This is a genomic window from Dyadobacter pollutisoli (assembly GCF_026625565.1).
In the GTDB taxonomy this organism is placed as follows: Bacteria; Bacteroidota; Bacteroidia; order Cytophagales; family Spirosomataceae; genus Dyadobacter; species Dyadobacter pollutisoli.
In genome coordinates this window covers 4769719-4789859 of record NZ_CP112998.1, presented here as the reverse complement: position 1 = coordinate 4789859, position 20141 = coordinate 4769719, and the positions used below count along the sequence as shown (strand labels likewise).

The 20141-nt window shown below is 46.0% G+C and carries 17 protein-coding genes; 11 read left to right on the top strand and 6 right to left on the bottom strand.

Annotated features, from left to right (window positions below; genetic code table 11):
- The first annotated feature begins 146 nt into the window (after positions 1 to 146).
- Positions 147 to 1832, top strand: a complete 1686-nt coding sequence (locus ON006_RS19505; protein ID WP_244821048.1) for an amino acid permease — start codon at positions 147 to 149, stop codon at positions 1830 to 1832.
- Positions 1833 to 1968: 136 nt separating this feature from the next.
- On the opposite strand, the gene ON006_RS19500 is transcribed toward ON006_RS19505, so the two are convergent.
- From ON006_RS19500 to hxpB, 3 genes are all read right to left on the bottom strand, one after another.
- Positions 1969 to 2400: a hypothetical protein gene (locus ON006_RS19500; RefSeq protein WP_244821047.1), complete on the bottom strand. Its 432-nt coding sequence runs from the start codon at positions 2398 to 2400 to the stop codon at positions 1969 to 1971.
- A gap of 130 nt (positions 2401 to 2530) precedes the next feature.
- On the bottom strand, positions 2531 to 3841 hold the full coding sequence (locus ON006_RS19495; RefSeq protein WP_244821187.1) for a sensor histidine kinase: 1311 nt from the start codon (positions 3839 to 3841) through the stop codon (positions 2531 to 2533).
- Between the two features lie 57 nt (positions 3842 to 3898).
- Complete coding sequence (gene hxpB, locus ON006_RS19490) at positions 3899 to 4573, bottom strand: hexitol phosphatase HxpB (protein WP_244821046.1); 675 nt, start codon at positions 4571 to 4573, stop codon at positions 3899 to 3901.
- A 101-nt stretch (positions 4574 to 4674) separates the two neighbouring features.
- Between hxpB and thiD the strand changes: the two genes are divergently transcribed.
- The 5 genes from thiD (at position 4675) to ON006_RS19465 (ending at position 9267) form a co-directional block, all read left to right on the top strand.
- Positions 4675 to 5493, top strand: coding sequence for a bifunctional hydroxymethylpyrimidine kinase/phosphomethylpyrimidine kinase (thiD, locus tag ON006_RS19485; RefSeq protein ID WP_244821045.1), 819 nt, complete (start codon positions 4675 to 4677; stop codon positions 5491 to 5493).
- Between the two features lie 120 nt (positions 5494 to 5613).
- Positions 5614 to 5811, top strand: a complete 198-nt coding sequence (vapB, locus tag ON006_RS19480; protein ID WP_244821044.1) for a type II toxin-antitoxin system VapB family antitoxin — start codon at positions 5614 to 5616, stop codon at positions 5809 to 5811.
- A 106-nt stretch (positions 5812 to 5917) separates the two neighbouring features.
- Positions 5918 to 8236, top strand: a complete 2319-nt coding sequence (locus ON006_RS19475; protein WP_244821043.1) for a TonB-dependent receptor — start codon at positions 5918 to 5920, stop codon at positions 8234 to 8236.
- A gap of 174 nt (positions 8237 to 8410) precedes the next feature.
- Positions 8411 to 8686, top strand: coding sequence for a 2TM domain-containing protein (locus tag ON006_RS19470; RefSeq protein ID WP_244821042.1), 276 nt, complete (start codon positions 8411 to 8413; stop codon positions 8684 to 8686).
- A 77-nt stretch (positions 8687 to 8763) separates the two neighbouring features.
- Complete coding sequence (locus ON006_RS19465) at positions 8764 to 9267, top strand: pyridoxamine 5'-phosphate oxidase family protein (protein WP_244821041.1); 504 nt, start codon at positions 8764 to 8766, stop codon at positions 9265 to 9267.
- Positions 9268 to 9341: 74 nt separating this feature from the next.
- Here the strand turns inward: ON006_RS19465 and ON006_RS19460 are convergent, their stop codons facing one another.
- Entirely contained in the window at positions 9342 to 9884 is a 543-nt protein-coding gene (locus ON006_RS19460; RefSeq protein WP_244821040.1) for a YciE/YciF ferroxidase family protein, read from the bottom strand.
- Between the two features lie 266 nt (positions 9885 to 10150).
- Here ON006_RS19460 and ON006_RS19455 point away from each other — a divergent pair, with 266 nt between their 5' ends.
- A complete protein-coding gene (locus tag ON006_RS19455; protein ID WP_244821039.1) occupies positions 10151 to 11074 on the top strand; it encodes an LEA type 2 family protein in 924 nt (307 codons plus the stop codon).
- A 3-nt stretch (positions 11075 to 11077) separates the two neighbouring features.
- Here ON006_RS19455 and ON006_RS19450 read toward each other — a convergent pair whose 3' ends face one another.
- Positions 11078 to 13024: a glycoside hydrolase family 127 protein gene (locus ON006_RS19450; protein WP_244821038.1), complete on the bottom strand. Its 1947-nt coding sequence runs from the start codon at positions 13022 to 13024 to the stop codon at positions 11078 to 11080.
- Positions 13025 to 13086: 62 nt separating this feature from the next.
- The gene (locus tag ON006_RS19445) at positions 13087 to 14454 is read right to left on the bottom strand and encodes a sigma-54-dependent transcriptional regulator (RefSeq protein WP_244821037.1); all 1368 of its coding nucleotides are present in this window, start codon (positions 14452 to 14454) and stop codon (positions 13087 to 13089) included.
- Between the two features lie 379 nt (positions 14455 to 14833).
- Here ON006_RS19445 and ON006_RS19440 point away from each other — a divergent pair, with 379 nt between their 5' ends.
- The 4 genes from ON006_RS19440 (at position 14834) to ON006_RS19425 (ending at position 19970) form a co-directional block, all read left to right on the top strand.
- Positions 14834 to 16081: an efflux RND transporter periplasmic adaptor subunit gene (locus ON006_RS19440; RefSeq protein WP_244821186.1), complete on the top strand. Its 1248-nt coding sequence runs from the start codon at positions 14834 to 14836 to the stop codon at positions 16079 to 16081.
- 144 nt (positions 16082 to 16225) lie between these two features.
- On the top strand, positions 16226 to 16903 hold the full coding sequence (locus tag ON006_RS19435; RefSeq protein WP_244821036.1) for an ABC transporter ATP-binding protein: 678 nt from the start codon (positions 16226 to 16228) through the stop codon (positions 16901 to 16903).
- Positions 16904 to 16933: 30 nt separating this feature from the next.
- Positions 16934 to 17536 carry a hypothetical protein gene (locus tag ON006_RS19430; protein WP_244821035.1) on the top strand — a complete coding sequence of 201 codons (603 nt, stop codon included), beginning with the start codon at positions 16934 to 16936 and terminating at the stop codon, positions 17534 to 17536.
- Between the two features lie 4 nt (positions 17537 to 17540).
- Positions 17541 to 19970 carry an ABC transporter permease gene (locus ON006_RS19425; RefSeq protein ID WP_244821034.1) on the top strand — a complete coding sequence of 810 codons (2430 nt, stop codon included), beginning with the start codon at positions 17541 to 17543 and terminating at the stop codon, positions 19968 to 19970.
- Positions 19971 to 20141: the final 171 nt, after the last annotated feature.

The window sequence follows — 20141 nt, the reverse complement described above, 5'->3', positions numbered from 1 at the left end:
TGGACCGTTTGATTTCTTAACCAAGAATTTTCTATGGAATTTTTGGCATTCAGTGAACAAATTTTCAACGGATGCGGCGATGAGTTTAGAATATCGTTATTTTAGCCAAACTTATTACATACTGATACCTGCCAATCAGCTCCTGCATGAAACAAAATTCTTCTCTATTTCGAAAAAAGACGGTTGAACAAATTCTCAAAGACGCCCATTCAAATGAGCACGGCGGGCTAGCCAAAATACTCGGTGTCCGGGACCTGGTTTCTTTGGGAATAGCGGCGATAGTAGGGGCGGGGATTTTCAGTACCATTGGGGTTGCCAGTTACAATGGTGGCCCGGCGGTATCGTTACTTTTCATTTTCACAGCGATTGCCTGCGTTTTCACAGCGCTATCCTACGCGCAGTTTGCGAGTACCGTTCCCGTTTCCGGGAGTGCGTACACGTATGCGTATGTGGCGTTCGGAGAGTTGTTTGCCTGGATCATTGGCTGGTCGCTGATCCTGGAATATGCCGTTTCCAATATGGTAGTGGCCATTTCCTGGTCGGAATACTTTACTGGCATGCTTCGTGGATTCGGAATTGTGCTTCCGGGCTGGCTTACTGTTAACCTGGAAACTGCGTCGGAAGCATTTGCAAAATTGCAAAGTGCGGGGGCGGCTGAAATGAGTACCTACGAAAAGTTTGCAGCTGCGGCTTACGAAACGGCACCGATGATCGGAGATTTTCACATTATGCTGAACCTGCCCGCAGGATTGGTCACATTGCTCATTACGGCATTGGTATATATCGGTATCCGTGAATCGCGGACGGCAAGTAACATCATGGTTGTGCTGAAAATCGGCGTTGTTTTGTTGGTGATTTTTGCCGGGGCATTTTATGTAAAACCTGAAAACTGGTCCCCATTTGCGCCCAATGGGATTAAAGGGGTAATGGGCGGTGTAGCATCCGTTTTCTTCGCATTCATCGGTTTTGACTCGATATCCACTACCGCTGAGGAATGTAAAAACCCGCAGCGCGATATGCCCAAAGCCATGATCTACTGTCTTGTGATATGTACCGTATTATATGTGCTCATTACATTGGTACTGACCGGAATGGTCAATTATTCAGAACTGAAAGTGAGCGATCCGCTAGCATTTGTTTTTGAAAAGAATGGCCTTGATTTTATGGCTGGGATCATTTCTGTGAGCTCGGTGATCGCGATTACGAGTGCCTTACTGGTGTATCAGCTAGGGCAGCCGCGGATCTGGATGACGATGAGCCGTGACGGTCTTTTATGGAAACGCTTTGCCAAAATTCACCCGAAATATCAGACTCCTTCATTTGCCACCATTGTTACTGGTTTCGTCGTGGGGATACCGGCACTGTTTTTCAAGATGGACTTTTTTGTGGATCTGACGAGTGTGGGAACCTTCTTTGCATTTATTCTCGTATGCGGCGGCATCCTTTATCTGGATCACAAAGGTATCTCAGCCCAATCTAAATTCCGGGTTCCTTATTTGAATGGGAAATACATTGTGGGGATACTCTTTTTAGTAGCTATCGCAGGGCTTTTGACTTATGGTCAGGAAGCGATCGCGGAATGGAAGGGGTTGTCGGGTATGGAAATTATTGAGCATAAGCTGCTCACCATTGTCTTTTGGATAACCTGGGCGACGCTTTCTGTAATGAGTTTCAAATATAACTTCTCAACATTGCCGGTAGCAGGAATCCTGACGAACCTTTATTTAATGACGGAACTAGGTTCGTCCAACTGGCTGATATTTGTGATCTGGCTGGCGATCGGGCTGGTGATTTATTTCAGCTACGGTTACAGGAAGAGCAAACTGGCGTAGCTAATAAGCATTGTCAGCCTGATCGCAGTCGAAGGTCGTTGCTGACTAGGAACAATCCCTTTGTATTGTGCATGCACTTCGACCGCCGGGCGGCCCCGTGCGCTCTTTGTGACAAAAACTGTATTTGTCTTGCTTTTTACTTTTTCTCGATTTTCAAGAGAATGTAAGTGTCCTCAATCTTTCTGGTAGAATCAACTTTTGGATAAGGCTTCACAGCGTTCAATATCAACCGGTAATCTTCTCCTGCGAACTTCTTGTCTAATGTATCTGCTTCTTTAAATTTTTGATCACATTGTCCCAGGCACATTTTAACGTGTTCATTCACTCCGCCTTCGGTAGTTACACCCGATAGCAATAAATCAACCGTCGCATTACCTGCCCACACACATTGTACATTCTCGGGGCAGCGGCTGTCTTGAAGTCCAAAAAAAGTCAATGTGGCTTTTGGAACATCATTCAGAGTAACGGTTTCCTTGTACTTGATACCCTCTTCCTTTTTATCGACGCCGGAGCTTTTACAAGAAACGATACCGGCGATAGTCAGTACAAACAAAAAATACCTTTTCATAGCGGTTTTTCGATTATAGTTTAGCCAAAGACAATTCTCTGATTGAAAAGGTTGGAAGGAAGATGGAGTCGCCTGGACTTAACAAGACTTGGTAAGTCTGTCAGACTTGCCAAGTCTAGGCGACCCCGTCTCAAATAATCAATGTAAAAACCGTGCCTTTTCCTACTTCTGAGGAAACATTGAGCTGGCCGTTGTGCTGTTGTAAAATCTGGCGGGAGAGGCTTAATCCGATACCTGAACCGGTTTTTTTGGTGGTATAAAAAGGAATAAATATATTTTCAATGGCCTCAGGTTCAATGCCATCGCCATTGTCTTCTACCTCAATCACAACATTGTCGGTCTGATAGGCGGTTAACGTGATCAGCCGGTTGGTTTGCGAAGAGAACGATTCGGATGCATTCTTGATCAGGTTGATCAGTACTTGTTGGATCTGGCTTCCATCGGCCTTCACGATCAGCGTTTCGGGCTTGATAGAAAGTTTCCAAAGCACGCCCGATTGCGTAAGGTCGGTTTGTAATAATTGCAAAACTTCCTGCAAAAGCTCGGCGACGCTAAGGTTCGCAAATACCGGCTTGGGAAGTGTCGTAAAATCACGGTATGCATTCACAAACTGCATCATGCCTTTGCTGCGTTTTTCCAGCGTGGACAATGCTTCTTTCAAGTCATTCACCGCTTCCTGGTCGCTGGTAGACTTTTCAATATCCTCATTTACAATCAGGCGCATGGTACCGACGAGTGAAACGATCGGCGTCATCGAATTCATGATCTCGTGACGCAGAACGCGCGTCAGGTTTTGCCAGGATTCCACCTCCTGCTGCTGTAATTCCGTTTGAATATTCTGTAAAACGACTATCCTTACCCACATTCCCCGAAGCTGAATAGCCGCCCCCTGCAACGCCAGCGGCTGGTCGGAAGGGGTTCGGTATAGTTCCCGGACGCCGCTATCGAGATGGGAAAGTAGTTCGTAGAGACGGGGGTGCTTGTCTTTCAGTTCGCTAAGCTGATGCAGCCGGTAAATGCCAAGCATCCGCAAAGCGGCATTGTTGATCAGGTTTACCTGTCCATTGTTATCAAAAGTGATCAGCCCGGTACCAATGTGCTGGACGATCGTGTTCAGATATTGAAGGTTAGCCTCTTTTTCGGCCCTCGCTTGGCGGAAAGCATGCAGAACCTCATTAAACTGCTGGTTCAGCTCCTTAAATGTCCTGCCCATTTTATTGTCCGACCGGAAATTGATCGTAAAGTCCGAGTAGCGGACCGATTCAAGAAAATAGGTAAGCTTCCGGTTTACATTCGTGACATACTGATAGAGCAGCGAGGCTTGAATGAATATGAAAATAGCCCCCAGCACATACACCAGTATTTCGTTCGTATGTTTGGAAGCAAGCCATGCCAGGGCAATGACACTCAGGACAATGATTATTATCCTGATCATGATCATAATACTGAAGTGCCGAAGTCCGATCATTAAAAGCTAACGAAATAAGGTGGAAGGTTTTTAGTTGTCCAGGACATTCTGCGGAACACCCGACATTTCACTCAAAATGAATTTCTCCAAAGAATTGATCTTATAATGAGCCAGATTAAATTTTGGATCATGGAATACTTCCATTGCAGGTACTGAAATCGTAACCATTCCGGCCGCGTGCGCAGCGCGAAGTCCCGCGTGTGAATCTTCAAAAGCAACGCATTCTTCCGGCAGTACGCCCAATTTGACTGCGGTCGTCAGATATACTGCCGGGTGTGGTTTGGTGAATTCTTCCAGTTCGCCTGAATGCCAGGTGTCAAAGTAATCAATAATTTCCAATCTGCGCAGTACGCCTTCAATCAGCTCCATGTGCGAAGCCGACGCCACCGCCAGTTTGAGTCCCTGCGATTTCAACTCTTTTACAAGGGCAATGGCGCCGGGCATTGCCTCCGCGTTGGCAAGAATGGTATGGTGGGCTTTTTCGAGGATTGCGCTTTCCAGTTCCTCGAAGCTAGGCGTATTCCACGGCTGGATCTGGTGGCAGAAATCAAGGAAGAGCTTAATGGATAGTCCCGTGGTTTGCAGTTTTAATGCTTCTGTAATCTCAAAATTGACTTTTTGCATTACTTCACGGGCGGCTTCTGTCCACATGGGTTCCGAATCGATCAGTAACCCGTCCATGTCAAATATGGCTGCTTTAATCATTATCAGGTGAGTGTATTTTTTTAATAACCACCCAAAACTACTACATTCGCCGCTTCTTTCCTTCGGTGAAATCCTTTTGTGAAAATTATAGAACGCTCTACATGAACCGATATCCCACCATACTAACCATAGCAGGCTCAGACAGTGGCGGCGGTGCCGGTATTCAGGCCGACCTCAAAACTATCGCAGCCTTAGGAGCATACGGTACCTCCGCGATTACAGCATTAACAGCCCAGAACACGCGCGGTGTCAGGGCGATTCACCCTGTTCCGTCCATATTTTTACAAGAGCAACTCGAAGCCGTTTTTGAAGACATTACCATTGATGCAGTCAAGATCGGGATGATCAATACCGCCGAGGCTGCGCTGGTTATCGCCGGAGTATTGGCGCGTTTTAAACCCCGGTTTGTAATTTTTGACCCGGTTATGGTGTCCACCAGCGGTTCAAAGCTCATTCGTGAAGAGACCATTGAGGTGTTATGGAGTGAGTTATTTCCTCTTGCAGACCTGATCACGCCTAACCTGGACGAAGGGGAGATTTTGATGTCAGGCAAAATCGATTCTTTGGAAAAAATGAAAGAAGCAGCCTCGGAGATGATACGGAACGGCTGCAAAGCGGTATTGCTCAAAGGCGGGCATCTGGTAGGGGAAACATTATTTGACGTTTTTGCGCAGCGCGGCCAGGATACGCTTACGCTGGAATCCGACTACATCGACAGCACCAATGTACATGGTACAGGCTGCACATTATCGTCCGCGATCGCAACGTGGGTTGCAAAAGGAAGTTCTCTCACGGAAGCGATCATTTTTGCCAAAGAGTACATTTCCGGCGCGATTGAAGCTGGTAAGGACGTCAAAACAGGTCAGGGCTCTGGGCCACTCAATCATTCGTATGCTCCGATGCCGATGCAAATTTTATAGGGGTAGTATGTGACCACCTCGTCAAAGCTACGTCTAAACAAGTAAGAGTAATGCGGGCCGCTTTCACGCAAGCTCTTTGATCAGGATCTTTTTTGTAAATTTGTTAAAAGCCAGCTTGTTATGACAGATCTGAAACTATACACCAAATTGTCCGGGTTACCCCAGCATCAAAAAGCTGAGGTGTCAAAATTCATTGATTCACTCAAACCTAAATCCCGGGTCAAATCAAGCAAAAGGGTTGCAGGGTTGGCAAAAGGACTTATTGAGATTCAGGATGGTTTTGATGATCCGATTTTAGGGTTCCAAGATTACATTTAATGGATTTCTTACAGAGTGTCATGTGGCAGGTATAACAAGAAAATAATTTTTCAAACCAAAATTAGGGTAAGCCGTAGCTGAGTTGTCAGAATTGAAAACAACAGCTATGAAAAAATTTTTCTTCACATTAATGGCCGGGGCGTGGTGCGCCCTGGCTCATGCTCAGCAACCTACGCAAACTGTCAAAGGCCGAATCGTCGACACTGAATCTCAGCAGCCTGTCATTGGCGCCAATGTTATCGTCACTTCCGTCAATCCGATAATGGGTGCTGCTACGGACACCGAAGGGAATTTTCGTATCGAAAATCTAGCGATCGGTCGTCATTCGTTCAAAATCACCAGCGTGGGTTACGACGATGCTTTTCTTCAGGAAATCAATGTTGGCTCAGGAAAGGAGGTGGAACTAAATGTTAAACTCACGGAATCATTTCGGTCATTGAATGAGGTGGTTATCAAAGCACAAAAGGAAAATGGCGCCCCACTCAATGATATGGTTAGTGTGAGTGGCCGCTCATTTACGGTGGACCAGACCAAGCGGTTCGCAGCCGCTGTCAATGATCCTGCCCGGATGGCTTTGTCATTTGCCGGCGTTGCTACCAATGATGACGGCAGTAACCAGATCATTATCCGCGGAAACAGTCCCAAAGGAATGCTGTGGAGGATGGAAGGAGTAGAGATTCCTAATCCGAACCATTTTGCCCAGGAAGGTTCCAGTGGAGGAGGGATAAGTGCGCTAAGTGCCAATGTGCTTGGTAATTCGGACTTTCTCACCGGTGCTTTCCCGGCGGAATATGGTAATGCGACTTCGGGTGTATTTGATTTAAAACTAAGGAAAGGAAACAATGAAAAGCGGGAATATGCATTGCAAGCCGGAATCCTTGGACTCGATTTCGCCGCGGAAGGTCCCATTGGCCCGAAAGGCGGAGCTTCTTATCTGGCTAACTATCGCTATTCTACCCTCTCTGTTCTTAATAAGATTGGGGTTAATCTCAACGGCGATGCTTCGATCGATTTTCAGGATGGTGCTTTTAAGGTATATATCCCTTACGACGAGAAAGTGGTGGTTACCGTCTGGGGAATGGGTGGATTGAGCACTTCAACAGTGGATGACGATGATTTTAAGGAGAAATTTAAGTCCAATCGCGGTATTATCGGAGTCAATTATTTGAGATATATCAACAACCGTTCTTACATGGAGAACATCGTTTCCTACTCAGCCACGAGCCAGAGCGGGGATTTCTATGACAAAGATCTGAAAGCGACATACCAGCAAAATTTCGTCAACCAGGCACTCCGGCTTTCCTCGCTCTATAACTACAAAGTGAATGCTAGAAATACTTTAAGGCTGGGTGTCATTATAAACCATCTTGATTTTAACCTGTTCGACAGGGACAATGAGGATGGGCCATTCCAGGTCAACGTTGACCAGAAAGGGAACACACAGCTGTTCCAGGGATATGCGCAGTGGAAGTCGCGTTTATCGCCTACCGTAACCGTGAATGGAGGCGTGCACGGAATGCTTTTGGGGCTGAACAATCAGTATTCCATTGAACCCAGACTTGGAATGAAATGGTCGGTTGCGCCGAAATCTACCATTAGTTTCGGGGCAGGTTTGCATAGTAAAACCGAGTCGATCTCTACCTATTTTGCTCAGGTGAAGGTACCGGATGGTAAGACTGATCTGCTCAATAAAAACCTCAAACTAATGAAATCGGCGCATTTGGTACTAGGCTATGAATTTCGACCGACTTCGAGCTGGCGCATTTTGGGTGAAACTTACTATCAGCATCATTATAATGTGCCGATCGGGCCTGCGAACACGACGACGCCTTTCCTGCTACACAATTCACAAATCAACGAGATCAGCGGTTTCGTCAGCGATTCGCTGACCAGCGACGGAAAAGGACGGAGCTATGGTGTGGAGCTGACCGTGGAGAAAGCATTGACCGGCGGTTTTTACCTGATGAGTACTACTTCGCTTTATCAGTCCAAATACACAGGACGTGATGGGATTGAGCGTGACAGCCGGTTTAATGGTCAGTATGTGCAGAATGTGCTGGCTGGGAAGGAATGGAAAGTCGGGAAAAACAAGACCAATATTTTCGCAGCAAATGTCAAGTTGCTGGCCTCAGGGGGTAACCGTACGACTCCGATTGATCTTGCGAAATCGAGAGAAACCGGTAAAACCGAGAGGGATTGGACGCGCAGCTACTCGCAACAATTGCCACATTACTTCCGCACCGATCTCCGGGTAAGCTATACCAAAAATAAGAAGCGCACTACTTCCACGATTTCCCTGGATATACAAAATGTGACCAATCGTTTGAATGCGCATGACCAGCACTATGACAGGAAAAATGACCGTGTGAAACTCATTACCCAAACCGGTTTGCTTCCAATCCTGAACTACCGCCTCGAATTCTAAAATTTGATGTTCGGTTCGTCACCATATTTTGATGCTTCATCGGAATAATTATTAACTCCATCGGAATCAGCAGGCTCCATGATCAAAGTCAATATATATTTGAATATTCAGTAACTGACGGACAGTCGGTTACTGATTCAAAAAAAATGTTCTGAACCAAAAAAGCCTAAAATCATGGAACCGCTACGCAATGAATTCGTTTGGAGAAAAGCTAAAAAACGAGCTGCTTTCGTCATGCACCTACGCACTTACCTGATCGTGAATGGAGGTTTGTGGCTGATTTACCTGGTTTCAACATTTCCATTCACAGGCAATGATATTTTCCCGTGGCCTGTGTTTCCAATGATTGGTTGGGGAATCGGACTGGCCACGCATTATTTCACAGCTTACGGAAACCTTGACGAAAAACAATTGGCTGAGCGTGAGTACGAGAAATTGATGCGTAGCTGACGCTTCACGACTTTGGAACGGTTGTTGTAAGGATCTTTTGAAAATGATTGTTTCAAAAGATGTAAAATACAACAGTTATGGAAAAGGATTTTGAAGACAGAGAAGCCATAAAAAAACTGAAATCATTGGCCGAAGACATCCGGTTTTGCATGTATACCACTTACAGCGACGGAAAAATAGAGTCCAGGCCGATGACTACGCTCGAAATAGATACTGACGGGAATGTATGGTTTTTTACCAGCCGGAATACGGAAATTGGTGATGAAACAAACCGCCGGGAGCCGGTAACGCTTATTTACTCCGACCCAAAGAGCAATACATATATTAGTGTTTCGGGAAACGCGGCCATTGTAGAAAGTGAAGCGAGAAAAGAAGAACTGTGGAACCCTATGTCGAAGGCGTGGTTCCCGGAAGGTAAGGACGACCCTAATCTGGTGGTACTGAAAGTGACCACCGATGAGGCGGCCTATTGGGACAGTACTTCGTCCAAGATGGTCGTATTTTTCTCTATGATCAAGGCTGTGCTGACCGGAACGACACCCGAGGGAGGCGATCATGGGAAGCTGAATCTGGTTGGATAGATTGAATATCGTGAAATGTAAAGAGCTGGTTGACAATTTGTCGACCAGCTCTTTTTGCTTCGAATGCGGCGCGATTACTCTGCGTTTGCTTCCTCGTTCACATACGTTTCAGCCAGCTCGGTCAGCTTATGATCCGTTTCGCCTTCCTGGTCAAGTGTTTGTTGCAGCAGGTCCGCAACGTCGGTGTGGCCGAGAGTGCGGGCGATGTTTCGCAGCGTTCCATAAGAGGCAATTTCGTAATGTTCTACTTTTTGGGCGGCCATAATCAGTCCGCAGTCGCGCACCATAGTTCCTTTATCAGTACTGCTGATGATCTCGTTTGCTTCTTCAATCAGTCCTTCCATAGCAGCACATTTTTTTGCTTGTGCTTTTTCACCAACCATCCCGAAAATCTCCTCCAATCTGCTTACATGTTCTTCTGTTTCAGTAGTATGCATATCGAAAGCGGATTTCAATTCTTCGGAAGTTGCGTTTTTAGCCATTTTGGGCAATGCTTTTGTCAGATTCTTTTCTGCCCAGTAAATGTCTTTAAGCCCGTCTATAAATAGTTCTTTCAGTTTTTCACTATCTGTATCCGTAATTTGTCGGGTGGCAGTTTTGCTTTTGGTCGCTTTCATAGTTAGTCGTTGATTAAAAGGTAAATGGTTTTAAAATCGAATGAAACCTATCATTCTTCACAATTCCGGTTTAAAAACCATACCAAAATCAAAATTGGCTGTCGTTGCAGATTGGTTGTCTGGAATGAAGACTAATGTCCACATATACGTTTACGAACAGTTTGTTTTATGTGGAAGCGGGGTAAACTATGGAATGGGTATGAAGAATATAGGGAATGATTTTTTTAACAGAAGATTATCGATTTCATCATATTAAATCATTCGATATGCGCGGCAACAGGTTTCCTAAAACTGTAATAACCCTTCTGGTCTTAATTTCGATTGTTGGTGCTGGCTGGTATTTTTTCAAAAAGTACAAAGGCGATAATGCAAATCCGGCGTCAGGACTGAAACCCAGGGTCGAGATGGGGATCGGGCGTATCAGCAACATTACCGACAGCACCATTGACCTGTCGTTGAAGTTACTGGTCGACAATCCGCTGCCCTTCGGACTGGATATTGAAGATTTTAGTTACCTGGTGAAAATGAACGGCGTGACCATTATAGAGAATAAACATGCCGAGCTGCTGAGACTGGAAGCAAGGGATAGCACTGTGGTGGAGCTTCCATCGCAGCTGAAAATTAAGAAGCTGAAAGCCGAGGGAGACTCGGAAGCTGCAAAAGGAGAGGATAGCGCCAATTATCATTTCGAAGGCCGGTTCCATCTGGCCAAGCCATTTCTGGGAAAAGATACCATTGTGCTGGACATGGACAAAAGGTTGCCGCTATACCGGCTTCCGAAAGTGGAAATTGTGGATTATGATATGACCAAATTCAGACTGTCGAAGTCTCAGGTGGTGCTAAAACTCAAATTTTCAAACCAAAATCCGTTTCCGGTACAGTTTGAAGATCCTTCTTATGTGGTGGATCTGGGCAAGCAGAAGCGGCTGGCGGAGGGAAGTGTGAAGGGTACTACCAAAATCAAAGGGAAAAGCCATGAAATTTACGACATACCATTAGCGATCGATATGGGTAAAATTTTGAAAGCGACAGGCCAGTTGATCGCCAAAGGCAAGTCGCTTCCATTTACATTATATTTCAAAAGTAAACTAGTTTCCGAGAATGAGGTGTTCAAAAACAGTGACGTCAATATCATCGTCAATGGTGAATTGAAGGACCTGGAAACGGTTCAGAAGAATTTATCGAAATAACCGTTACCTGGCATCAAACCAAATCGTCATTTCATTCGCACCGCGGTTTGCCCAGGCGTAATAGGGGATCAATGTGATGTTCCCTTCGTTTGTTTTAAGCACATTGATACCGCCGAGCATGTCTTTTTGATACTGCGGAACAAAGGACTGTGTTCCCGAAATGCGGATCGAAAGTGCCTTGCCACCATTGTCGTGCCCTTCCGCACAGTAAAGTACAGGGCCGCGCTCAATGGCGACCTTACCCTGATTCGTTTTAACATTTTCGTTTGACACAACTTTGCGAACAGGCATATCGAGCGTCAGTTCTACTAGGTCACCCTTTTTCCAGGGGCGGGTAATTTTGAGATAGCCTTTTTCAATGGTAGCATCGCTTTTCTTTCCATTGATCAATAATGTGACCGGCTTGGAAAGTTTGTCCTGATAAGTGTACAAATTACCGGGAATGGCCTCGCCGGTAGCCCAACCCGGAATGCGGATGGATAGTGGAAAAGTGGCTGGCTTTTCCGGGTAAACAGTGATTTTGATATTTCCCTCCCATGGATAGTTGGTCTGCTGGGTCAATTTGACCGGTACATTGCCAACTGTCAGATTAGCCTCATTATCAGCGAACAGGTTCACGACGAGCTCGTTACCACGCGTCGCGTAAATGTAACCCGGCATGGAAGGAAGGAAACGCGATACATTGGTGGGGCAGCAGGCCGTTCCGAACCATGACTGCCGCTCTGCGCCATGACCACTTTTGAAATCATTCACACCATTGGAAGCCATTGGATTAACATAAAAATACTTATCACCATTGACCGACATTCCGCCTAAAAAGCCATTATAAAGCACACGTTCAAAAACATCCATATACTTGGCTTCACCCGTGGAAAGGTACATTTTATGATTCCAAAGCATATTTGCAATGGCAGCACAGGTTTCCGCGTACGCATTGTCATTGGGCAGGATGTAAGCTTTGTCAAACGCCTCGCCGTCTTCCCGCGCACCCACGCCGCCGGTAATGTATTGCTTTTTATGAGTAGCATCATCCCAGATCGCGTGAATGGCAGTCTCGTATTGGGGATTGTTTTCGAGCGTCAGCATATCAGCGACGGCCGTGTACAGGTATTGCGCACGTACCGCATGGCCGACCGCCTCGCGCTGGCGAACAAACGGTACCTGGTCCTGAAAATAGGAAGGGCCAAGCTTGTGTTCGTCCAAAAACAGGGTGCGTTTGTCGGAGCGACCACGCATGTCGATAAAAAAACGGGACAGATTGAGGTACTCTTTTTTGCCGGTTGTTCGGTAAAGTCTGATTAATGCAATTTCGATTTCTTCGTGACCTGGAACCACTACCAATTGACCTGGTTTAGGGCCAATGGTTTTGACGAGATGGTCCGCGTTTTTGATGGCGACATTCAATAAATTCTTTTTGCCGGTAGCTTCGTAGTGTGCAACAGCTGCTTCATAAAGGTGCCCCACATTGTAGAGCTCATGGCTGCCATTTTCGAAAGAATACCGGTAAGGGCCGGCGATCCAGTCGAAGGAGCCGGTCGTGTCTTTGTTGATCGTACGGAGCGTGTAGAGGTAGCCGTCGGGTTCCTGGGCTGCTGCAAAAAGGGTGATCAGGCTGTCCAGGTAATGATCCAGCTTTGGATCGTAATGATTTTGAAGCACATACGAGGCTCCCTCCACTACTTTGAAAACGTCCGAATCATTGAAACGGACGCCTTCGAATTTCCCTTTTTTGAGTCCTCCCGCCACCGCGAAGTTATTAATCCGGCCGGACTCCTCGCATTGTTGTAACGCATGCGGAATGGTCACATTCTGAGCGGATTGGAGCCGGTCGTGCCAGAAACCCTGACTGGTTTTGACGTTTTTTAAATGTACGGGGACAATTTTACTTTCCTGGGCAAATAAAGAGTTACAGCAAAAAATGAGGCAGAAGAACGGAATATATTTGGTCATTACCGGAACAAATTGATTTATATCGAATACTATCGCTCCTGCTAGTCCAAAAAACATGCCAGTTACAGCCCGTACTTTTCCATTCGGCGGTAAAGTGCGGCCCGGCTCAGGCCAAGTTCGCGCGCTGCATCGGTAATGTTGCCATTGAAGCGTTTCATTGCCTTCACGATCATGGTCTTCTCCATGTCTTCCAGGTCAAAACCGGTGGCGGTGGTAGGTTGTCCGGCGGAACTTTTCAGGAAAAGGTCGTCGGGCTGCAATGTTTTTTCCTGCGAAAGAATTACGGCGCGTTCAATGGCGTGCTGCAATTCGCGAATGTTACCGGGCCAGTTATATTGCTGCATCTTTTTGATCAATGCATTGCTGATATCATTAACCGGGCGGTTGTATTTTTTGGCGTATTGTTTCAAATAGTAGTCGGCCAGGGCACCAATATCCTCGGGACGGTCGCGTAGTGCCGGCAGGTCAAGCTCAATGGTATTGATCCTGTACAAAAGATCCTGACGAAAAACTTTCTCCGTCACCATTTTCTCAATGTTCATATTAGTCGCGCAAATCAAGCGCACATCCAGGGCAATGGGCTTGTTGGAGCCCACGCGGGTTACCCGGCGTTCCTGGATAACGGTCAGTAACTTGGCTTGCAATGCCAATGTAAGGTTTCCGATCTCGTCCAGGAATATGGTTCCGCCTTTTGCTTCTTCAAATCTCCCGGCGCGGTCTTCTTTTGCATCCGTAAATGCGCCCTTCACGTGACCAAAAAGCTCGCTTTCAAATAATGTCTCGCTCAATGCACCGAGGTCGACCACCACAAAAGGTTTGTCGGCACGCTTGGAGTGCTGGTGTATATGCTTGGCGAGCTGCGTTTTACCGGTACCATTTTCACCGAGTACCAGCACATTGGCATCGGTAGCTGCAACACGTTCAGCGGTTCCGAGTACCTGGCGCATGATCTCACTCGTAGCAACAATGGTATCAGAGGCAGACTTGCTTTTCTTACCGTCGTCTTTTGATTTTTCTTCTGCTATGGGAGCGACTTTATCTTTTCCGCCTTCGAGTGCTACTGCAATGGTAGCGAGCAGTTTATCATTTTCCCAGGGCTTTAATACAAAATCAATAGCCCCTGCCTTGATCGCCCTGATCGCCATTTCAATGTCGCCGTAAGCGGTGATCATGATCACTTTCGCGGCGGGATTAATGTCCAGGATACGGTCGAGCCAGTGAAAACCTTCCCGTCCGCTATTCACGTCGCGGGTGAAGTTCATGTCTAGCAGGATCAGGTTGTAATCACCATTGGTGACCAGAAAAGGTAATTTCTGTGGGTTTTTTTCAATGTCGACGACTTTTGCATGTCTTTTGAGCAAAAGTTTGGCTGCGCTTAGCACATCTACATCATCGTCTATGATCAGGATTTTGGCTTCGGAGAGTTGCATGGCTGTTTTCTTGTGGTGCGCAAAAGGGGTAAATTTCTGCGATTATAGGCTCTATTCTGAATTGTTTGGTAAGATAGCGGATGCAATTTGAATTTTATTTCATAACAAATCAAAAAGTAACTATTTTACCTGAAAAAGGGCATAAATATTCTTGTCCGCCGCCGAACAAAAATGTCCGATAACGGACATTGGAAACTGGCAGAAATTATTCAATTGCATTGATTTTCAATATATTATATCGGTTTGGTTTCTTTGGCATAGTGATTGGATAATGAGTAGGAAAGTTCAACTATCGAATCTCAATCACTAGCATATAATGGAAGTTAAAACACCTAACTCAACAAGCACCAACAACGGATTTTCCGGAGGATCGTCGTCTATGGACAAAATTAAACCCAAGAAATTCTGGACTACCCAGCGGATCGGTATCATCGCCGGCAGCACCCTTTTGGTTGCTTTTCTGGTATATCAATTCTTTTTTGCCGATAAACGCAGCAAACTGAATGTAGAACAGGATAAACTGACAATCTCTACGGTGAAGCAAGGCAAGTTCGATGAGTTTATCGTGGTAACCGGTGTGGTTCAGCCATTGAAAACCATTCAGCTGGATGCGATCGTAGGAGGATATGTTACTGAAAAACTGATCGAAGGCGGTAACATGGTGAAACAGGGAGATGTGTTATTGAAACTGGAAAACCAAAACCTGAAACTGAGCTTCCTGCAATCAGAAACAGAAGCCAGCCGATTGGTTAACGATCTTCAAAATACGCGCCAGAGTCTTAGAATCGCACGATTTAATCTTCAAAAGACATTAAGTGAACTGGATTTTCAGATTGATCAGGCGAGAGATGCGCATGAGCGTAATACAAAACTATATAAGGACAAGGTCATCCCGGATGCAGATTATCTGAAAACAAAAAGGGAGTTTGAGCGCCTTACCAAGCAACGCGACATTGAAGTTGAATCTCAGAAATACCAGGAGGAAAACTCTAAAATGCAGATCACACAACTGGAAGGAACATTGGCCAGTACTCAGAAAAACGTAAATCTGTGGAGACAAACACTGGAAAACCTGTCTGTGAAAGCGCCTGTGTCCGGTTTGCTTTCTTCCATGAACGTGGAAGTGGGTTCTAACATCAACCAGGGCCAGAACATTGGCCAGATCGATGATTTGAATGGGTTCAAAATGCGCGTCAGCGTCGACGAGCACTACATTTCAAGGATTTTTGCAGGCTTGCAGGGCTCCATGGAATTCAATGGAAAAGACTACGGATTGAAAATTATCAAAATCTATCCTGAGGTACTGAGCGGTCGTTTTGAAGTAGATATGCAATTCGATAAAGGAGCTCCTGAATTGATCAAAAGAGGCCAGTCAGCACCGATCCGCCTGCAATTGGGACAACCTTCACAAGCGACATTGCTGCCTGTCGGTGGGTTCTTCTCCGAAACCGGTGGAAACTGGGTATATGTAGTAGGCGACGGCGAAAAACGCGCATCGAAACGCAAAATCACATTAGGTCGCAAAAATCCTGAATATTTCGAAGTACTGGAAGGTTTGCAACCAGGTGAAAAAGTAATCACCAGCTCATATGAGAACTTCGGGGATAATGAGGTGTTGGAATTCTAAAAAGGCTGTCGGCCGTCGGCAATCGGCTTTCAAGGGTCGACAGCCGACAGCCGATCGCCGTAATAAACTCTATTAGAAAGTAAATAATCAATCACAACCTGGCCGACAGCCGACAGCTGAAAGCCGATAGCCAAAGAAAACCCAATGATTAAGATTAACAACCTGCATAAGATCTTTTCTACGGAAGAGGTAGAAACCACTGCCCTGAACGGGATAGACATGGATGTAAGAGACGGCGAGTTCGTCGCAATAATGGGTCCTTCCGGTTGCGGAAAATCCACATTGCTCAACATCCTCGGCCTGCTGGATAATCCAAGCGAAGGTTCCTACGAATTTTATGGCACGGAGGTAGCGAAAATGTCGGAACGTCAGCGGGCGCAAATCCGTAAAGGTAACATTGGTTTTGTGTTTCAGAGCTTTAACCTCATCGACGAACTAACTGTTTATGAAAACGTTGAGCTTCCACTGTTGTACCTGAAAACACCTCCTGCTGAACGCAAGGAAAAAGTAGAAGCAGCGCTTACCCGCATGAACATGATGCACCGCCGCAACCACTTTCCACAGCAGTTATCCGGGGGACAGCAGCAGCGTACGGCCATCGCACGGGCGGTAGTAGCTACACCCAAAACTATTCTCGCGGATGAGCCTACAGGTAACCTTGACTCTAAAAACGGAGAAGAAGTAATGAACCTGTTAAGCCAGTTGAATGCAGCGGGGACGACCATTCTGATGGTAACTCACTCACCATACGATGCAGGTTTCGCCCATAGGATCGTCAACCTGTTTGACGGAAAGATCGTGACCGAAAAGGTGCATGTTTAAAAGGCGCTATGCCAAATACCAAATCTAACCATGAAAAAACTCCTTACCATTTTACTCGCTGGTGTCAGTACGCTGGCGATTGCCCAGAAAAGAAATCATCTGAGCAGAAGCATTGACGATGATGGTAAAACATTATCCATTCGCGTGACTGGCACTATCGACGGAAAGGAAATTAATTATGATAAATCTTTCAATGTAGAGGAGCTTTCCAGCGAGGAGCGAATGGCATTGCGGGATAAAGTCCTGGATTCCATTGAGGCAGGTAATATGGATCTTCCCGAACCTCCGAAACCACGTTCCGCTCCGAAGCCAGTACCTGGCGTTGAGCATGTGAAATCGTCGCCCGAACCGGTGGTGTACTCATCCAACGGATCGAATTCGGTCATGATGATTCATAAGGACCCCAATGAGGACTTGACAGAAAGTACAGATCCCAAAGGATTTACAAAGCATGTCAGATATAATCCGGATTCAGGCGAGATGTTCCTGAAATACCGGTTTATGAAAAACAACGAGGAATACATTTACGAAAAAACAGTAGACGCTTCCGACAAATCGGAAAGCGAGCGCCAACGTATCATCGAGAAATTCGAGAACGAAATAGAGCTTCCTGGCAAAGGGATAGAAATGTAAAATTATGCTGCAAAACTATTTGAAGATTGCGTGGAGAAACCTGCGCAATCATAAGTTTTATTCGTTTCTGAATATTTTCGGCCTTGCATTGGGACTGGCAAGTTGCTTGCTGATCACGTTGTATGTCATCGATGAGCTCAGCTATGACAAGTCTTTTGGTCACGCGGAACGTATTTACCGGATCAATGCAGATATACGCTTCGGCGGAGCAGATATGTCGCTTGCGGTAGCACCTGACCCGCTTGCATTTACATTGAAGAAAGATTATCCTCAGATTGAACAGGTTGTGCGGCTGCGGGAAAATGGCAGCCAGCTGGTACGCAGGGCGGAAGCAGCAGAAAACCTCAAAGAAGAGCATGTTGTTTACGCTGACTCCACTTTTTTTAAAGTATTCTCCGTTCCAATGTTAATGGGGGATGCAGAAAAAGCATTAAAAGATCCTCACACGGTTGTCATTTCAGAAACCGATGCTGCCAAATATTTCGGGGCAGAAAATCCGATCGGTAAAGCGCTGATCGTTGATAATTCTCAAACATATACCGTTACCGGTGTCATGCAGGACATTCCGGCGCAATCGCATTTGCGTGATATGAATATGTTGCTTTCCATGAGTTCTACTGAGGAAAGCAGGCTGGGAGGATGGGGAAGCCACAATTTTAATACATATCTTTTATTTAGAGAGGGCGTTGATCCTGTACAGTTCGAAAAGAATTTTGAAACAGTCCTGCAAAAGTATACTGCAAAATGGCTGGTCAGCTTTTTGGGTGCCTCGCTGGATGAGGTCCGCAAATCGGGAAGTTATTTGCGCTACACACTCATTCCGCTTACCGATATACATTTGCATTCAGACCGTACCTCTGAGATCAATGTCAACGGTAATATTCAGTACGTATATATTTTTGCGGTCGTAGCCTTATTCCTGCTGACCATTGCCTGCGTAAACTTTATGAACCTCGCGACGGCGCGCTCTGCGAACCGGGCAAAGGAGGTTGGTGTGCGCAAAGCTTTGGGTTCCGAGCGTTCTTCTCTCGTCAGCCAGTTTCTCACGGAATCAGTGATGCTGAGTTTCTTTTCACTCGCACTGGCAGTTATTCTGGCTTATGCAGCGCTTCCGTATTTCAATAATCTGGCCGGTAAGCAGGTTAGTTTTCCAATACAAAAGGTTTGGTTCTGGGCTGCTTTGTTGTTAACGGGTGGTGCCGTGGGAATGCTGGCAGGGAGTTATCCTGCGTTTTTCCTTTCCGCTTTCAAGCCGCTAAAAGTTTTAAAGAACAGCGTGGAACTCCAAGGAAAGGGAGGCTATCTGCGTAATGGGCTCGTTGTTTTTCAATTTGTGATTTCAGTAATGCTCATTGTAGGCACCGGCGTGATCTATCGTCAGTTGAATTTTATCCAGACCAAAAAGCTAGGCTTCAACAAAGATCAAATGCTGATCGTGAACGATGCCTATGCGCTCAATAATCAGGTTAAATCATTCAAGGAGCAGGTTATGCGGATTCCAAATGTGGAAAGCGCTACTGTGACGAGCTTTCTGCCTACGCCATCGTCCCGCACTGACCATACATTTTTCCCGGTTGGGCAAATGGAGCAGGACAAAGGCATTAATATGCAGAAATGGGCCGTTGACTATGATTTTGTAAAAACAATGGGTTTACAAATAGCCAACGGACGTCCTTTCCAAGAAGAATTTCCGTCCGATTCTGCGGGCATTGTCATCAATGAAGCAGCTGCAAAAGTGCTGGGATATGCTGATCCGGTTGGAAAACGAATATTCGGATATGAAGACGCAGCTTTGACCCAAAAAGTGACTTACACAATCATTGGTGTAGTAAAGAACTTCCATTTTGAATCTCTGAAGAAAAATATCGGCGCGCTGAGTTTGGTGCTTTACCGAAGCAATGGGAATGTGGTTTTCAAGTTAAGTGGCGGCAATGTGGCGCAAACCGTCGGTCAGGTTGAACAGCTTTGGAAGAAAATGGCACCGGGGCAACCGTTCAGTTACCGGTTCATGGACGAAGACTTTAATCAGGTTTATCGCAGTGAAGAGCGGGTAGGGAAGATTTTTATCACTTTCGCTGTCATTTCGATCATTATTGGCTGTCTTGGTTTGTTCGGGTTGTCCGCCTACACCGCTGAACGCAGGACAAAGGAAATCGGCGTGAGGAAGGTGCTCGGAGCAAGCGTAGCCAACATTGTTACACTGCTTTCGAAAGAATTTTTGAGGCTCATCATCATTGCCATTGTGATTGGTATTCCTATTTCCTGGTTCGGGATGAACCAATGGCTCAACGACTTTGCCTATCATGTAGATCTTGCCTGGTGGATGTTCGTCGCAGCCGGGGCACTCGCTATCACAATCGCCTTGCTGACCGTAAGCTTCCAAAGTATCAAAGCAGCACTGATGAATCCGGTGAAGTCGTTGAGGAGCGAATAGTTGACTTCGGCTGTCGGCAATCGGCGGTCGGCTTTTAATTCAAATGAAGGGATTGATGATGGTAAGGTGGTTTCGAAAGCAGAGACCGGGTTTTCAATCTCAAATGCGATAACTTCTATCTGTTTGCCGATCAGTTTGTCCGGCAGGTTAAGCAGCTCAGAATTGCTTGTA

Bases quoted from the DNA above. Each gene is read 5' to 3' on its own strand.
- ON006_RS19450 (WP_244821038.1), bottom strand. From the start codon at position 13,024: ATGACCAAATATATTCCGTTCTTCTGCCTCATTTTTTGCTGTAACTCT.
- vapB (WP_244821044.1), top strand. From the start codon at position 5,614: ATGACAGATCTGAAACTATACACCAAATTGTCCGGGTTACCCCAGCAT.
- ON006_RS19425 (WP_244821034.1), top strand. From the start codon at position 17,541: ATGCTGCAAAACTATTTGAAGATTGCGTGGAGAAACCTGCGCAATCAT.
- ON006_RS19465 (WP_244821041.1), top strand. From the start codon at position 8,764: ATGGAAAAGGATTTTGAAGACAGAGAAGCCATAAAAAAACTGAAATCA.
- ON006_RS19495 (WP_244821187.1), bottom strand. From the start codon at position 3,841: ATGATCATGATCAGGATAATAATCATTGTCCTGAGTGTCATTGCCCTG.
- ON006_RS19505 (WP_244821048.1), top strand. From the start codon at position 147: ATGAAACAAAATTCTTCTCTATTTCGAAAAAAGACGGTTGAACAAATT.
- ON006_RS19435 (WP_244821036.1), top strand. From the start codon at position 16,226: ATGATTAAGATTAACAACCTGCATAAGATCTTTTCTACGGAAGAGGTA.
- ON006_RS19460 (WP_244821040.1), bottom strand. From the start codon at position 9,884: ATGAAAGCGACCAAAAGCAAAACTGCCACCCGACAAATTACGGATACA.
- ON006_RS19445 (WP_244821037.1), bottom strand. From the start codon at position 14,454: ATGCAACTCTCCGAAGCCAAAATCCTGATCATAGACGATGATGTAGAT.
- thiD (WP_244821045.1), top strand. From the start codon at position 4,675: ATGAACCGATATCCCACCATACTAACCATAGCAGGCTCAGACAGTGGC.
- hxpB (WP_244821046.1), bottom strand. From the start codon at position 4,573: ATGATTAAAGCAGCCATATTTGACATGGACGGGTTACTGATCGATTCG.
- ON006_RS19470 (WP_244821042.1), top strand. From the start codon at position 8,411: ATGGAACCGCTACGCAATGAATTCGTTTGGAGAAAAGCTAAAAAACGA.
- ON006_RS19430 (WP_244821035.1), top strand. From the start codon at position 16,934: ATGAAAAAACTCCTTACCATTTTACTCGCTGGTGTCAGTACGCTGGCG.
- ON006_RS19500 (WP_244821047.1), bottom strand. From the start codon at position 2,400: ATGAAAAGGTATTTTTTGTTTGTACTGACTATCGCCGGTATCGTTTCT.
- ON006_RS19475 (WP_244821043.1), top strand. From the start codon at position 5,918: ATGAAAAAATTTTTCTTCACATTAATGGCCGGGGCGTGGTGCGCCCTG.
- ON006_RS19455 (WP_244821039.1), top strand. From the start codon at position 10,151: ATGCGCGGCAACAGGTTTCCTAAAACTGTAATAACCCTTCTGGTCTTA.
- ON006_RS19440 (WP_244821186.1), top strand. From the start codon at position 14,834: ATGGACAAAATTAAACCCAAGAAATTCTGGACTACCCAGCGGATCGGT.